This window comes from Bacillus chungangensis (assembly GCF_030812995.1).
Taxonomy (GTDB): Bacteria; Bacillota; Bacilli; order Bacillales; family Bacillaceae_C; genus Bacillus_CF; species Bacillus_CF chungangensis.
The window spans coordinates 1-15,505 of the sequence record NZ_JAUSTT010000015.1 but is presented as its reverse complement, the minus strand read 5'-3'; the positions used below and the strand labels follow the sequence as shown (position 1 = coordinate 15,505).

The 15,505-nt window shown below is 38.1% G+C and carries 14 protein-coding genes and 1 pseudogene; 3 read left to right on the top strand and 12 right to left on the bottom strand.

The genetic code is table 11. From position 1 onward, the window contains the following. Positions 1-396 precede the first annotated feature (396 nt). Entirely contained in the window at positions 397-1,773 is a 1,377-nt protein-coding gene (locus tag J2S08_RS12785) for a class-II fumarase/aspartase family protein (protein WP_307230085.1), read from the bottom strand. Positions 1,774-1,798: 25 nt separating this feature from the next. Beyond that, positions 1,799-3,352: a PTS transporter subunit EIIC gene (locus J2S08_RS12780; protein ID WP_307230083.1), complete on the bottom strand. Its 1,554-nt coding sequence runs from the start codon at positions 3,350-3,352 to the stop codon at positions 1,799-1,801. 266 nt (positions 3,353-3,618) lie between these two features. Here J2S08_RS12780 and J2S08_RS12775 point away from each other — a divergent pair, with 266 nt between their 5' ends. After that, positions 3,619-4,737, top strand: coding sequence for a response regulator aspartate phosphatase (locus J2S08_RS12775; protein ID WP_307230081.1), 1,119 nt, complete (start codon positions 3,619-3,621; stop codon positions 4,735-4,737). Between the two features lie 58 nt (positions 4,738-4,795). Next, on the top strand, positions 4,796-5,125 hold the full coding sequence (locus J2S08_RS12770) for a hypothetical protein (protein WP_307230079.1): 330 nt from the start codon (positions 4,796-4,798) through the stop codon (positions 5,123-5,125). A 137-nt stretch (positions 5,126-5,262) separates the two neighbouring features. Here J2S08_RS12770 and J2S08_RS12765 read toward each other — a convergent pair whose 3' ends face one another. The 4 genes from J2S08_RS12765 to J2S08_RS12750 are packed head-to-tail and all read right to left on the bottom strand — an operon-like array spanning position 5,263 to position 9,268. Continuing rightward, entirely contained in the window at positions 5,263-6,162 is a 900-nt protein-coding gene (locus J2S08_RS12765; protein ID WP_307230077.1) for a PfkB family carbohydrate kinase, read from the bottom strand. Then, entirely contained in the window at positions 6,137-7,525 is a 1,389-nt protein-coding gene (locus tag J2S08_RS12760) for a purine-cytosine permease family protein (protein WP_307230075.1), read from the bottom strand. The genes J2S08_RS12765 and J2S08_RS12760 overlap by 26 nt, the downstream gene beginning before the upstream one ends. A 1-nt stretch (position 7,526) precedes the next feature. Continuing rightward, on the bottom strand, positions 7,527-8,531 hold the full coding sequence (locus tag J2S08_RS12755; RefSeq protein WP_307230073.1) for an ADP-ribosylglycohydrolase family protein: 1,005 nt from the start codon (positions 8,529-8,531) through the stop codon (positions 7,527-7,529). 32 nt (positions 8,532-8,563) lie between these two features. Beyond that, positions 8,564-9,268, bottom strand: a complete 705-nt coding sequence (locus tag J2S08_RS12750; protein WP_307230071.1) for a GntR family transcriptional regulator — start codon at positions 9,266-9,268, stop codon at positions 8,564-8,566. Between the two features lie 449 nt (positions 9,269-9,717). On the opposite strand from J2S08_RS12750, the gene J2S08_RS12745 reads away from it, so the two are divergent. Continuing rightward, a protein-coding gene (locus J2S08_RS12745; RefSeq protein WP_370875684.1) for an IS3 family transposase occupies positions 9,718-11,047 on the top strand; the annotation gives its coding sequence in 2 pieces (ribosomal slippage) (positions 9,718-10,127 and positions 10,126-11,047; 1,332 coding nt in all). A gap of 53 nt (positions 11,048-11,100) precedes the next feature. Here J2S08_RS12745 and J2S08_RS12740 read toward each other — a convergent pair. The 6 genes and pseudogenes from J2S08_RS12740 to J2S08_RS12715 all read right to left on the bottom strand — a co-directional run bounded on the left by J2S08_RS12740 (position 11,101) and on the right by J2S08_RS12715 (position 15,453). After that, positions 11,101-11,859 carry an N-acetylmuramoyl-L-alanine amidase family protein gene (locus J2S08_RS12740; protein WP_307230278.1) on the bottom strand — a complete coding sequence of 253 codons (759 nt, stop codon included), beginning with the start codon at positions 11,857-11,859 and terminating at the stop codon, positions 11,101-11,103. Between the two features lie 48 nt (positions 11,860-11,907). Next, positions 11,908-12,333: pseudogene (locus J2S08_RS12735) on the bottom strand (glycoside hydrolase family 73 protein); the annotation flags it as partial. Then, complete coding sequence (locus J2S08_RS12730; protein WP_307230068.1) at positions 12,330-12,743, bottom strand: phage holin family protein; 414 nt, start codon at positions 12,741-12,743, stop codon at positions 12,330-12,332. The pseudogene J2S08_RS12735 and the gene J2S08_RS12730, both read right to left, overlap by 4 nt. A 74-nt stretch (positions 12,744-12,817) precedes the next feature. Next, positions 12,818-13,060: a hypothetical protein gene (locus J2S08_RS12725; protein WP_307230066.1), complete on the bottom strand. Its 243-nt coding sequence runs from the start codon at positions 13,058-13,060 to the stop codon at positions 12,818-12,820. Beyond that, positions 13,060-14,730 carry a phage tail-collar fiber domain-containing protein gene (locus J2S08_RS12720; RefSeq protein ID WP_307230064.1) on the bottom strand — a complete coding sequence of 557 codons (1,671 nt, stop codon included), beginning with the start codon at positions 14,728-14,730 and terminating at the stop codon, positions 13,060-13,062. Before J2S08_RS12720 ends, J2S08_RS12725 begins: the two co-directional genes overlap by 1 nt. 609 nt (positions 14,731-15,339) lie before the next feature. Continuing rightward, positions 15,340-15,453: a group II intron maturase-specific domain-containing protein gene (locus tag J2S08_RS12715; RefSeq protein WP_307230276.1), complete on the bottom strand. Its 114-nt coding sequence runs from the start codon at positions 15,451-15,453 to the stop codon at positions 15,340-15,342. Positions 15,454-15,505 lie beyond the last annotated feature (52 nt).

Genomic DNA, 15,505 nt, shown 5'->3' with positions numbered 1-15,505 from the left:
CCTTTGTGACCGACATCCTGTCGGCCCGAACCAATCGGACATTTGACTTTCAGTTATCCCCCACCTAGACTTCTGGATTACTCTAACTCCCCGAGGTGGGGGTCTTACTGCCAGTTAGATGTGGGATAAAAATTTTAATAACTGAACGATTGTATGGGTTTACATATTATTGGAATATATGATGCCATTCTATGTCATGCAGCAATTGTAAACTAAATGTTTTGTGTGGTTATCATTTCTTTTTATCAATTAAAGTATATCACATAAAAATAGAAACTAGCTATGGTGTAAATATGGAAAACAAGGCTTTTGCACGCTATCTTGCAAGAAAAAAGCGAGGGAAGAAAAAATATGTTTTTCTTCTCTCGCTTTTATTTTAGGAACACTTAGCCATCATCATTCATCTTTATATTTTTCAAAAATCGTTTTGGCTGTCTGTTTCGCTCTACCAGCTTCTAATTCTGCTAATGTAACGGATAAGCCAATATAATTTCTTGGATCGATCATTTCTTTCACTTCTTCTTCTGAAAATTCACTGGCAATCAGTTCATTAGCTCGCAGATTTGTATAGAAATCTTCACCTTCGGCTGCTGTTTTCATTGCAATTTCGTACATTAATGAATGTGCTTTATCTTTTCCTAGTTTTTTAGATAATTTCATCATCACATACTCACTGTTATCTAAGCCTTTGTTGCGCATGACATTATGAAGCATGCGCTCTTTATGAACGACGATCGTCCGTGTTAATTCTTCACAGCGCAATAAAACCTCGGTTGTTAATTCTAATGCCTCTTCTAAAATACCATCAAACAACATATATGAGCTGCTGTCGCCTTCATAAGGACGTACAGCTGAATACATTCCTACAGCAGGCAAGGAGTATAGTTTTTGTGAATTGGCAATGATGCCTTTCGCTAATTTAGGGTTAATTTTATGCGGCATCGTACTGCTGCCAACTGTCCCTTTGCTAAAGCCTTCAGAAACCTCGGCAATTTCCTCTAAAGTTGTACTATACACTTCTTCCGCCATTTTATGGCAAATATTAGCTAAAAGGGACAAATTCATCATGTATTCAATTTTATGTGTACTAATATTTCTAGAAGGGACTTCCATTGGATACATGCCTACGAGTTCTGCCACGCGTTTTTGTACTTCTATCCCTACTTCTGGCATCGAACTGAAGGTTCCAACAGCACCGCCCATCATGATTTTAAAGACTCTCTTTTCTGCTTCTACCATGCGCTCGTAGCAAGCAATTAAATCACTAATCCAAACAGATACTTTATAGCCGTAAGTAATCGGTATCGCATGGCGGCCATGTGTACGGCCTGGCATGACAGCATCTTTATTGTCTAGCGCCAATTTACTAAGGTTTTCAAGGATTTCACCTATTAATTGCATATACTTTTTATGGACATTTTTCACCATATAAAGTTGGGAACTTTGTTGGATGTTTTGCGTTGTAATGCCATAATGTACATACTTGCCACTATCTCCTGGGCATGCTTTTACTAACACTTTTAAGAAAGGGACGAAGCCATGCCCAATTTTTCTATAAATGCGATCCATTTCTTCAAAATCAATATTTTCAGTTTTAGCGGCCTCTTTAATATCTTTTGCTGCCGAAGCAGGAATAATACCGGCCTCTGCCTGTGCTTGTGCTAAGGCTGCTTCGAATAATAGCCATGTTTTATATTTTTCTTCTTGCGAGAAAAGCTGCTTAATTCCCCGATCATCAATTGTTTTGCTTTTGGAATCATAAAATGCTCTCACTTTGTTCGACCTCCAGCATTGATAGCTATCTTAATTTTTCATCGACTGCATTTTTTACAAACTCAACTTGCGGCCCATATACAATATGGATATGCTTAGCTGATGGGAAGAAAAATCCTGTACATCCCGATGTTTGTAATTGATCTTTGTTAACGGCACTGACATCCGCTAAATCAATCCGCAATCGTGTAATACAGTTGTCTACGTTTGTAATATTCGCTTTTCCTCCCAATGCTTGAACAACAATGTCCGCAATTTCACCGTAACGTTTCTCTCTGATTAATTTGTTATCAAGATTTTGTTGTTCTTCTCTACCAGGAGTTTTGATATCAAACTTAATAATTGCCCAGTAAAAAATGAAATAAGTGATAACTGCTAATATCGTTCCAATCAGTACTAAGAAGATCCAATTTGAATGTTCATATAATAATCCGAAAATAGCGAAGTCAAAAATAGTCCCGCGGATGTAGCCAATTGCAACACCTGCGAACGACAATAGTACTGCTCCAATCCCAACGATACAAGCGTAAACAACATATAATAACGGTGCTAAGAATACAAAAGTAAATTCTAATGGTTCTGTCACGTTTCCTAATACTGCTGTTAACACCATTGTAATTAACATGGACTTAACAACAGGCCTATTTTCCTTATAAGAAGCTTTATACATCGCAGCAGCAATCGCTGGGAATAAGAATAAAGTAACCAACATTTGTTGTTGCGCCATAAATCTTGAAAGCTTCGGCATTAGTTCCCAATATTCACTGTTCGGCCCTTGATTAAAGAGAACCTCAGTCATTGCTGGTACAACACCAACATACGTTTCACCATTTATGACATAACTGCCGCCGGCTTCTGTAAATCTAAACAGAACGTTCCATACATGGTGAAGTCCGAATGGGATGAAAAGCCTTTCACCTGCAGCTGTAAAAAATGGTCCAACACTACTGAGAAAAACGACCGAAAGATGCATTAATATACCGACAAAAAATGACCAAATAAATGGAAGAATAAGGCCAGCGCCAATCATGATACCGATTGTAATAATTGGTACAGATTTCTTCCCTGAAAAGAAGGCAAAAGCAGTGGGAAGCTCTAGGTTATAATAACGATCCGTAGCCCATGCGGCAATCAATCCTGTCAGAATTCCTCCTGCCGCACTAATATTCATTGTCTGGATCCCTAAAACACTAATTTGTCCAAATTGCGTCATTACTTCAGGATCCGCCATCTTACCTGTAATCGTCAGCCATACATTCATCGTGATAATCAACGTTAAATATCCAGCTGTCGCAGCAAAAACGGAAATACCTTTATCTCTTTTACTCATACCATAGGCGACACCCATTGCAAACAATAAGGGAATATTGTCAAAGATGACGCCGGCGATCGTTCGAATACTAGTAAGAGTAGTATTTACAGCATCATTACCTAAAAAAGCAAACCTTTCAATCATATACGGTTGAACGAGTGCACCGCTTATTCCCAATATCATCCCAACTGGCGCTAGAACACCAATTGGCAAAAGCAGCGTTCGTCCAAACTTTTGAATCGAGTCACTCCATTTTTTCTTTTTCATGGTGGCCTCCTTGCTGATTATTTACATGTTCATCTTATCAATGAAGTACAATATGTAAAAGCGCTTCCGATTCTTACTTTATTACATAGGTAAGATAAAATGACCTAGGTCATTTTGTGGGTTAAAATGGTTGGTTAGAATTAGCTTTTATTTGATCATATTTGACAAACTTATCAATTTATCGTAATAATTTCCTTAAAGAAGACGAAGAGATTTTTTCTACCATTAAATTATAAATCAATTTACCTGAAGAAAGGATGGTATAGTTGAATACAAAGATCGTTACAAAAAAAGGTATTATGAAATTACTGAATGATTGGTATGTCGAAATGCGTTCACATCATATTATTACCGCAAAAAAATTGAAAGTAGAAATTGACACAAAAATAAAAAAGATTAAACCTACTCAAAAAATATTGAATTATTATTCTTTATTAGTATTCCGCTTCAACATGTTGATAGGGGAATATAAAAGTGATTTAAATTCAAGTATCGACATTTCAGCGGAAACGGATCATTCCATAAAATATTATTATCATTTCTTTACATTTATCTATACGACGGAGATTAGTAACTATAGCGAAGCAAGGAAACACCTGGAACAAGCCGAAAAATTATTAACGTCCATCCCTGATGAAGCAGAAAAAGCAGAATTCAACCATCGGACATCCCTCTTCTATTACTATATTGGACAAGAAGCCGCTGCAGTCATACAAGCTACAAAAGCAAAAGAGTTTTTTACTAATAGACCTGGCTATGAAATCAAACTTGCCGCTTCTAATAATACGATCGGAATGGCGTGTATTCGTTTTAAGCAATTTAAAATTGCAGAAAGACACTTCATTGCCGCTCTCCGTATCTTAAAAGAACAAAAGGACGATTCGTTCTTGTCACTAATCTTAAAAACGAATTACAATTTAGGATTACTCTATGCAGAACAGAACCTCTCAGAATTAGCAATCCGATACTTATCTCAATCATTTGAAGACGAAGAAAAAGACTACAAAACGATGTTTTTATTGGCTCGTGAGTATTTCAAAACTGGAAATAAAGAAAAAGCTTCTATATATATTAAACAAGGATTAAAAGTTTGTGATAAGGAGTACATGTACCATTTTACGATTCTAAAGACGTTAAATGATTACTTACCTGTAGAGCAGTTAGAGGAGGTAGTAAAAAAAGCGATTCATTATTTCAAAGATAAAAATCTATGGACTTATATACAAGATTATGCAAAAGAACTAGCTATTCAATTTTACCACTTAAGTAATAAGAAAAAATCTTCTCAATACTTACAGATGAACAATGAAGTAAAAAAAATATTGGAAATCATGCTCCATCAAGCGATGAATGGGAACATATCCAAAAAAGAAAGATGCCTTTAAAAATGAGGTGTCAATCATTTTTATTAGAACTATGTTGTCCTATTAAAAGTGATATTAGTTGTTATATAACGTATTGTTAACGCATATTGATTGTGATAACATACTAATCATCAGAATTGTCGAAAATGGTGAAATAATGAATATTTTGAAGTTGATGAGCTCGGGGTTTTTATTAAATATCATCATTTATTTTTTTATGTTGGGAATAAAAAGGGGTAAACAAAAGGCACTAAAAGCGTTATTCATTTCTACAGCCGCTGTACTATTATTTTCTTTTCTTATTGGAGGCTGGACAGGGATGGGAATTGGAGTCATAAGCCTCGGAATGTTCATGGCATATTTAGTTGTTCTCGTGTTTGTAAAAATCATCAAACGAAATCCTTTGTAGCAGGTCAAATTTGCTTGCTCATAAAAAATCGTCCTCGCTTAAAATGTAGTAGTGGTCACTTCATTTTACAAGCTTGGACGATTGTTTTTGTATGTTTTTATAAAGGAAGTTATTGCATCCTTGGAAACAATGAAGCGCTATATTTCACATGCTCCTCCAGACTGTTGGATAACCTTCGCGGATATATCGTTCCCAAGCTGACATGCTGCTTCTATTGACAACCCTTGTACCAATCCACTGATAAACGCTCCTGTATGTGAATCACCAGCGCCTATTGTATCAACGACTTGCACTTTTTCAACAGGAATGATGCCTGCATGATTTTTATCAACGAAATAACAGCCTTTCTTGCCCATCGTGACAACGACAGCTTCTCCAGTTACACCTGCAAGTTCGTTAGCTGCTTCTTCCACATCATGATTTGGAAATAACGCCATTAACTCATCACGATTGCAGTGAACAATTGTTCCAGCACTTAACATACAATCCAGTACGCTCTTAGATAAAAACGATACTCTAGGCCCCGGATCAAAAATTACCTTCGCATGCGGTGCTTTTCGGTTTTTAATCTCTGTTGCCAATACTTCACCTGAAGCGCCTTCCAACTCGTAGCCAGATACGTAAATAAAATCGTAGTCTGCTAGATGAATGAGATTGAACCATTCCTTTTTCCAACATGTCTCAATGCCGGGAACAGTAAGAAATGTCCTTTCACCATCTGCTTCTACAAACGATATATTCCACCCGTTATCTTGTGATGGGTCTTCTAACATCATTGGTATGTCTTTTTTAGACAATTGTTCCCTAATGATATCTGCATAAGGACCTTTGCCAATCGGAACAAATAAAGTGTTTTTCAAGCCAAACTGTTGAATGACTTGCTGAACATTGTACGCACACCCTCCTACCATTGTTGTCTCATGATTTCCATAGACATCTTCGCCCGTTTGCGGCAGTCTTTCTACCCGCACAATGATATCTATTACAGCTGCTCCAACAATTAAAACATGACTATTTTGCGCTTGATTTTGTACCATCTCCATGGCCCTCCTTGTTGAAAAAGAGCTGAACAATAACAAAGCAAACATAACTACTGATGAAAGCTAAAAGTAAACCTAAGCTATTATCTTTGAAAATGCCTTTCGCAAATGGTCCACTAAAGAAATCTGTGTTCGTAAAGAGAAAACCGATCGTTATCCCGAGAAACCAGCTAATAACGCCATTTCGGTTTACTATATGAGCGCCATTATTACTTAGCAATGCAATGTCATATCCATCTTTCCGATTAAAATAATAATCAGCAATAAAAACCGCTGCCCACGAAGCAATGCCAATCCCAAGCAACCCAAGGAATAGTTGGAAATTATATAAAAAATCTTGAGAGATAAATAATACATATATAGGAATCAATATCATAATAGCACCGTGTATCGTTAATGAAGTTCGATCAGATACACGAATATTTAATGTTTCTAAATTAACCCGAGCCGATTTAAGACTAATAATACATTGTGGAACTAAACCACCAACTGCCGTAATAAAGTAAATGACTGTAATCCATGATGGCAAAGCTTGTCCAATTACATCAATAGGGTTTGCGGAGACAGCAATGTCTGGCACAGATGTGCTTAATAAAATGCCAACGAACATAATGACAAATAAAGGGATGACCGCACCTAATACAACGCTATTCATCACACTGGCGTTTTTACTATTTGGTGATTGGTAGGCACTATAATCGGCACCTGCAATCGACCAGCTAATCCCCGTTCCAGCCATAATGATGGAAACGGCTGGCAAAAAGCCCGTTAACCAGCTGCCATTAGGCATCGTCATTAATTGATGCCAGTCTGTCTCTGGAATAAGAATGACAAGAATCAATAATGTTAATCCACCAAAAACATACGTAAAAAAGGTTTGCAGTTTCGCCAATTGATCTTGATTCAACAAACCTGAAAATAGCACTAACGTTGCAAAAACAAGTAAACAAATGACTGTAATAATATGATTTTGACTCATATGAAGCACATTAGATAGGGAATTCAAAATCAATGTCCCTGTCACAACATTGACAGAAAGCCAACCAACTAAATTTAACCATCCTAGAAAATTCGGAATCCAGTTCCCTTTCATACCAAAAGCTGCCCTAGAAAGTTTAAACGTTGTGATCCCGTTGTTTTTTCCAATGATGCTAATATAGCCTACCAATACAAAAGAAAGCGCTGCAACCAAAGCTGCCAAAGCAGATTGAAGAAAGCTTAACTGAAAACCAACTATCATTGCTCCATAGACAACACCTAGAATCCCAATGTTAGCAGCAAACCAGATGAAAAATAAGTCTTTTGGCTTACCATTTCGTTCGTTCATTGGAACAGAAATAAACTCTTTTTTTGATTCCATTCTAATGACCTCCATGTAATTTTTTTCTAGATTGTAATAAATGGTCTGCATAATGATTTAAATTTACAGGGTTGCTTTCATTGATTTGTTTGATAAAATCATCCTCTATTTTTGAGAAGCCTTGTTTAGCTCCACAAATAGCTGTTGCCATTGCTCCGATTGTATCGGTATCGCCGCCAATATTCGCGCATAATAGCGCACAGTTTTTAACTGTTTTGGCGTAATACGCAATACTTAACGCTGCTGGCACCGATTCGCTCGTCAATACCCCACAGCCGATAACATCATAAATATGAGCAGCAAAAGCTTCTTCATCATCAGCGTATTTTTCTGCATATGTGATCCCTAGCTTTAAACGTTCCTTTAAAGAGGCACTAAATGTATCTGCACCATAAGATAATGATTCATCGTACACTTTCATCACATAGGACATGACTTCATCCCAACTTTTTTGCTCGATAGCTGCACTCACTGCTCCCGCTATCATCGCAGCTCCAGCGATCGCAACGTCTGATGCATGAGTAACCTTGCTGATTCGCCAAACATAATCGATCAAGGCACTTGTTTGATTGGTATTAAATAAACAACCTATTGGAGCAATTCGCATTGCAGCTCCATTCGTTTCTGCTGTTGCAGTAATAGACGATGGATCTTCGCCGTTTTTTACAGCTAATAAAGCCGCTTTTGAACTAGGGCCTAAAATATTGTTATCAAAAGCATGAATGTTGTTAGCCCATTCAATTAACTTAGATGCAATTGTTTGCTCATCTGGCTGGAACTGCTGCTCGATCAGTGCGTCTAACACTAACAGCGCTTGTGTCGTATCATCCGTGTACTGTCCTTTGGAAAAATTTTTCGCTACATCATTCGATTCAGGTCCATCTAAAAACGTCTCAATTGTCCCAAAGTAAGATTTTACTTTTCTTCTACTCCATAATTCAGATGGCATTCCCATTGCATCTCCAATTGCCAATCCGTATAGTGTGCCTAAAATATGGTCTCGCATGCTATGTCCTCCTTGTTGTCCATTCCCGAAAATCAAATATTGATAACAAAATTAAAATCAGCATCCTTGCTATAGACTACATTGACTTGTTCAACCGTTCTCCCCTGTTGATCCATCACATTTCCTTGGACATTCAATAATGGCATTGGAGTTGTTAATTCAAAAATATCCATTAGTTGTTCATTTGCTAACATTGCCTTGACATTTAAGCGAGCATGATCAGGTTCTGTTTTATATTCATTTTTTAATGTTTCATATAATGACAGCGTGGAAAAATCATACTTGTCCAGTCCTGGGAAAATATCTAAACTTAAAATAGACGTATCCAACGTAATCCACTGATTTTTATTATGTTTATGAAAACCCCGCAACCGGACTAATTTTAAGTATTTTCCACTTTGTTCTTGATATACTTCATGCTCGATTACCTTTGTAATCGGGATTTGATTTGTTTTCTTTGCGTAGGTAGAAAACCCACTAAAATTCCAAATATTTTCCCGCACAGCCCGCAAGCGGACAAACGAACCTTTTCCATGAATCCTTTCAATCATTCCTTCGTTTACCAATCCCGCCAATGCTCGTTGAACAGTTGTCCTCGTCACATCATATGTTTTAATTAATTCACTCTCAGAAGGCAGTCGATCCCCTTCTCGATATTTCCCTGATAAAATTTGTGATCTAATGTCCTCCTCAATTTGAAGATAAATTGGGGTAAAGCTCTCCCTATCCACCCCCATAACCTCTCCTCCTTCACTTGTTTATAAAATCTCCACAACTCGTATACTTGAGTAGACAAGTTTGCATAAATTTGATAACGTTTGCAAATCCAGCATATTACTTCCGACATAAGTTGTCAATAGCAACAATGCTGTTTTTTACTACTATTTTCTGGGAACTGAACGATAACTTTTAACGATGGATTATAGCTAATAACGTACCTGATTGTACATTATATAAGTGTAAAAGATTACGAGAAGATTTGAGTGGAACTTGCAGACAGGGAGAAAATAGGTGCCCCATGATAGATAAATTATTTATTGAAGATAAGAAAATCGGAGTGGAAGGAAACATAAAAAACTAGGGGCTGGTCGTAAACTGTACCCTATAAGATAGACACTTTAAAAAAAGTCTATCCTATAGGGTACTTTTGTTTATAATGAGAAAAAAGATGTTGGAGTAGAGTGAAATGACCAAAAGATATTTTACGAGAAAGGAACAAAAACAGCTCAAATGTAATCCGAATGTGCAAGCAGTTAGTGAGAAAGCAATCACATATACGGACGAATTTAAGCGTCATTTTATTGCGGAAAATGAAAAAGGTAAATTACCAAGAGAAATTTTTGAAACTGCTGGTTTAGATGTTGAATTAATTGGTATAAAACGAATCGAATCTTCAGGAAAACGTTGGCGAGCTGCTTATCCTAAAGCAGGTGTAGAAGGTTTACAAGATACACGTAAAACAAATTCAGGTAGACCTTCTGAACGCGAATTGACATTGGAAGAGAAATTGAAGCGATTAGAGGCGAAAAATCGATTACTTGAAGCAGAGAATGAACTGTTAAAAAAGCTCGATCTACTCGAAAGGCAGATGTTGAAGAAAAATAAAAATCGCTACGGCACTAAAGTTTGAACTCATCCATCACACGATGAAAAAGTATAAATTAAAGCGTTTAGTCAGCTATTTATGTGATGTGATGGGTGTATCTCGTTCTGGCTATTACAATTATTTTTTAGAAAAATCAGCACAGAAACGTGTGGCGCAAGAACAAGCAGATGAAGGGGTAAAGGAAATCATTTTAAAGGCGTATCATTTTCGGGGGCGCAAAAAAGGTGCACGTCAAATTAAAATGACGTTAGAAAATCAATACGGGATTACGTACAATCTGAAACGTATTCGCCGCATAATGAAAAAATATCAGATTATCTGCCCGATTCGAAAAGCGAATCCAGCTCGACGTATGGCAAAAGCGACAAAAGAACATCGTACATGTCCAAATGAATTACAACGCAATTTTAAACAAGGTGTGGTCGGGAAAGTGTTATTGACGGATATCACCTATTTAACGTATGGAGGCAGTAAACGCGCTTATTTATCAACGATTAAGGACGCCGAAACGAATGAAATTTTAGCGTATGAAGTGTCGTCTTCGTTAAGTATCGACATTGCCCTTAATACGCTTCATCAATTGAAGAAACACCACCATTTAACAGAAGATGCTTTTATTCATTCGGATCAAGGATTTCATTATACCAATCCACAATTCCAAAAACTTGTGAAGAAAATGGGGTTAAGACAATCCATGTCACGTCGAGGAAACTGCTGGGACAATGCGCCACAAGAATCATTTTTTGGGCATTTTAAAGATGAAACAAATATCGAGGAATGTGAAACGTTAGAAGAAGTCAAACGAGAAATTAAGAGTTATATGATGTATTACAACCATTATCGAGGGCAATGGCATTTGAAAAAGCTGCCGCCTGCAAAGTACAGACAGCAGCTTCAACAAGTTGTCTAGCTTTTTTTAAAATGTCCTATACAAAGGGTACAGTTTATCGTAAGCCCCGGTTTTTATTTCTTTCCTTGTATCAATGGGAGCATATTTTGTCTTAATCTATTTACCACTACCGCCATTTCCTCACGAGTGATGTTGTCCTGCGGACGAGTGCCGTCAAAGTATCCGTTAGCGACAGCTTCATCCCAATCTTTTTTCGCCCATGCAGATGGCTGTGATTTGTCCACTGTTGGTTCCTCCTTTGGCACTGTAGGGGTTGCGATGCCGCTTTTCTTTTTTAGTCCAAACGCTCTTGCCAAACCGTTCACATGCCCGCGAGCTACTTTGTCGAGCCATGCAGTGCTTTTCATTAGTGCGGCATCACTAGCATTGTCAATAAAGCCATTTTCCGTTAAAACGGCATGCATTTTCGATTCACGAAGAACATGAAAGTTCGCTTTTTTCTTGCCGCGGTTTCTCATGCCAATGAGTTTGGCAATCTCTTCATGGATCACGTTGCGTAATTTCGCTGTCGAGGAGCTGTCAGAAAGCTTGTCATAAATATAATCTTCATAGCCCGTTCCGCCTCCAGAGTTAATATGAATAGAAAGGAAAAAGTCGGCTCCCCAAGCGTTAGCCATATCTGTCCGCTGTTTAAGCGACAGTGTTTGATCGCCTGTACGGCTCATGTTGATTGATACGTTTTGGTATTCATTTTGCAGCATATTACGTACACGATTCGCAATTTGCAGTGTGACATTTTTTTCTTTCAAACCATTCCCAACTGCTCCTGAGTCAGTACCACCATGTCCAGCATCGATAAAGATTTTCGTCATTTTATCCACCCTTTCCGGTATTTGATCATATTTGGTTAAATTGTACTTCTCGATCACATTCACTACTTTACTGACGTACGCAGGATCGGTCGCATAGCCAGCGTCTTTCACAGCTTGAACAGCTTTTCGATAGTCTTTTTCACCGACGACTGCTCGGTATAAATCCCGATTCCATGACACACCGTTTACGTATTTGTTTGCTAAAGCTTCGATGCTTTCGCGCCAGCTTGGATATTTGCAGAAAGCTGCGCTTACGTTGATTTTTTCTCCATTAACAAATTCTGTCGTTAAAATCGTGACAGACTCGCCATTGTATGCTCCTTTAATCCCGAACAAATTATTCCCTTTTTGCGCCAATTCTGATTTACCAGAAGCACTTTCAAGAATCGCCTGCCCAATTATCAGCGAGGGGAGAATATCATTCTCTATGCCGATCTCCTGTGCATGAGGGGCAATCTCATCTATGAAACTCACTTTTTCACCTCCTTTTGATTCAGCATTTCAATCGCTTGCCGAATTTGACTTGGAATCGGTAGTCCAATACGCCCGCCGTTCTCTGTAATCGAGAGCAGCTCATTGATAATGTAAAACACAATGACCGCCATCATTAAGAACGGCTCTTCTCTAATGCCCGATTCTATCAAGACAATATCTACTAAATTAGCAACCGCAACCATGAGGAAAATCAATACTTTCCTCGCAATCCCTACTAGGCCGACTTTTGATCTCAGCCTTCCTTCCACAGCTGATGCAATGAGTCCTGTTACGTAATCGATGATGACAAAAGCCAACAAAATCTTTAGCAAAATACTCCACTCACCCCATAAAAAAGAGACAGCAGCCGCACTAGCAGCTGCCACCGTTTTGACGATATTTTCTAGCATTGTGGTTACCTCCTGTAAGAATAAAGGGACCCGGAATGGCTCCAAAAAAAATACACCTTGTTTAAGGTGTGGGCTTATTGTGATTCTTCTTTCTGTTGCTCTTTTTCTGCAATAATTTTCTTTTTAATGGCTGCGATCATGTCAGCTTCTTTAACCTCGAAAAGCATCTCTTCAGGTTTGATTCGAAACAGTCGCTCTTTACCATCTATAAGAGCAGTGATTCTTCTACCATTGTAATGTTCCTCAACTGATCTTGTAGGCTGTCCAATGTTAGGGTTCTTAAATTGTATATTGGAACGAGTAATAATTACATTCATTATTCTACTTCCTCCTTCATCTCTTTTGTTTCTATTATTTCATCTACTTCAAATACATATGTTTCTCCTAGCCAGCTTTCTCCTACCTCACGTTCAACGCCTTTTACATACCACTCTTGTACGTTGTCATCGTTTCTAGTTCCAATTACAAGTACATTATATTCTCCAGCTTTTTCACATGTGACATTGAGAATACCACCTTGAACTTCTCCAAATGCATGAGCAAAGTGTTTATGAGCATTTACCCACACATCAACATTTGCATTAAGGTGTTCAAAGTAGTCAGGTAATTGGTGTTCGATTACTTGTCCATCTTCTGTTGCTTTTATTGTATAGCGATACAAAGTATCCCCAGGGGTAGGAGACTCCACAGCACCATGCCTTATAACGTGTGTTGCTTTTTTATGTGGTGCTGGATGAGGGATTTCGAAGTTTTTTGAACCTTGAACGGAAAAATTACCTGGTACTATCCATTTATTTGCCGAAATTGGGTATGTTGAGCCTAAAACCCCTTCATATTTATTAAGTGAGCGAGAACGGTAACCCAAAGCAACACTTCCAGTCCCACTAACTTCTGCTTCGTCGCCTAAAGCGAGGGTAGCGAGGTCTGTTGCTTTTGTATCCCTACCTATAGCTACTGAAGTTGATCCTGATGCAAGAGCATCCATTCCTAAAGCTATAGAAGATGTTCCTACAGCTTGAGCTCTATATGACAAAGCTACAGATCCATTAACTCCATCTGCTTTTGATTGAAGTCCTATTGCAATTCCCATATCTTGTTTTACTAAAGCTCCAGCACCAATTTCTACATTACGAGAGGATATTTTATCATACACCTGATTAACCGTACTGGCTGTAGCCGCTTCCGTTATACTTGTACTACCTAAACTACTATTTAATTGAACGACACCTTTTCTTGAAGTTGTTGCATCAATCAACTGTTCTGCTGGTACTTTCCCATCAATTCCAAGTGAAGCTACTCCATTTGCTTTTCCCTTTTCAGCTAAGGGAATAGCCCCTACTTGACTAGCTGTGACGCTATGGGGATTCATTTTATTATCTAAATGTACAGTAACTTTTTCATTTACTGCTTTAACCGCACTTGGTGTTACAGCTTCCGCTGTACTTGTGCTATTAATATCATCAGACAGTTGAACGTGTCCACGTTGTGTCAATGAAGCGGTTGTTTTTGCATGTTTTTCTATTTCTTCTTCCACCCATTTTCGCGATGGCATGGCGATGGTCGGGTCAATTTTTAATTGGACAGATGCAGCGTTTGTTACCTCGATAATCATGCGAACATATAGGTCTTTTGCTGATCCTTCCGTTAGAATCGGCTTATACGTTTCAGGATATTTCCCTATTGCAATTAAATTGTCTTCATCATCAAATACTCCGACCTCTCTAACATTGAATCCTCCTGCATTTGAAGGGATAGTAGCCTCCAGAACAATCCAGTTCGGATTCTCTAAGTCTGTGTCGATAGAACCAATATGCCCACGCCAAACCTCGTTGCGAAGCGCTGTTTGATTTTCTATTGGGTTATAATGCATCCCATTGCCATCACCAACTGCGAGATGGGTCATTACCACTTTTTCACCAAACACTTGGGCATTAGCTATTTTCGCCTTCCCAACATTCGTGAGAATCGTATAATAATTTTCTGCCACGTCATTTCTCCTTTCTATATAAAAAATTTTAAAAAACTTAACAACATTCTTGGAGTTAAATATCTTATCCTCTTGACTGAAATCAATTGACTCCTACTATCATGGCATCTCGTTCATCTAACTGCTTTAAGAGATGGCAAATTGAGTAGAGGGAAAAGTTAAGAACTTTTCGCCCCTCTCCCACCACCGTACATACGGTTCCGTATACGGCGGTTCAATTTATATTACAGTGTGTACTTTTAGATAATGGTCTAAGGCAGAGGGGATTCCCCTTTGCCTTAATTGCTTGTTGGACAATGCTTTCTGTACAACCTTCGAACACATTCCGAAGTTTATCTTTCATGCATTCATGGTGTAGAAACACTATAAATTGTTCAGCCCTTCCTGATTTTCATCAGTGTAGAGTCGAAGGAGGTCGGCAAAAGCCTTCCTCCGTCCGCTCGATTAAACGGATCGTACAGTTTTCCCGTAATCCGCTTTCCTTTATGTCATCCTTTGGATGCAACTTTAGATTCTAAATCTGGAATTAATGAGATAAGATTTACAAGTTTGTAATCCAAATAAAGTTTAGACTCATGAAGTCTTTTCCAACCCATGTTTCGCCATCTTTTAAATCTGTGGCTCCATATTCGTCTTACTATCCAACGTTGGAGTTTGTTGAAGAGCTTCCGTACATGAGCCTTTTCGATAATAGTTGCCCCATCCTCTGATGACTGGATTTATACTCTCAATTAGCTCAAATAAACTTAAAGGAATCCTTCGTTTTGTACGGTTA

Bases quoted from the DNA above. Each gene is read 5' to 3' on its own strand.
- J2S08_RS12780 (WP_307230083.1), bottom strand. From the start codon at position 3,352: ATGAAAAAGAAAAAATGGAGTGACTCGATTCAAAAGTTTGGACGAACG.
- J2S08_RS12765 (WP_307230077.1), bottom strand. From the start codon at position 6,162: ATGGTACAAAATCAAGCGCAAAATAGTCATGTTTTAATTGTTGGAGCA.
- J2S08_RS12760 (WP_307230075.1), bottom strand. From the start codon at position 7,525: ATGGAATCAAAAAAAGAGTTTATTTCTGTTCCAATGAACGAACGAAAT.
- J2S08_RS12755 (WP_307230073.1), bottom strand. From the start codon at position 8,531: ATGCGAGACCATATTTTAGGCACACTATACGGATTGGCAATTGGAGAT.
- J2S08_RS12750 (WP_307230071.1), bottom strand. From the start codon at position 9,268: ATGGGGGTGGATAGGGAGAGCTTTACCCCAATTTATCTTCAAATTGAG.
- J2S08_RS12740 (WP_307230278.1), bottom strand. From the start codon at position 11,859: ATGACGAAAATCTTTATCGATGCTGGACATGGTGGTACTGACTCAGGA.
- J2S08_RS12730 (WP_307230068.1), bottom strand. From the start codon at position 12,743: ATGCTAGAAAATATCGTCAAAACGGTGGCAGCTGCTAGTGCGGCTGCT.
- J2S08_RS12725 (WP_307230066.1), bottom strand. From the start codon at position 13,060: ATGAATGTAATTATTACTCGTTCCAATATACAATTTAAGAACCCTAAC.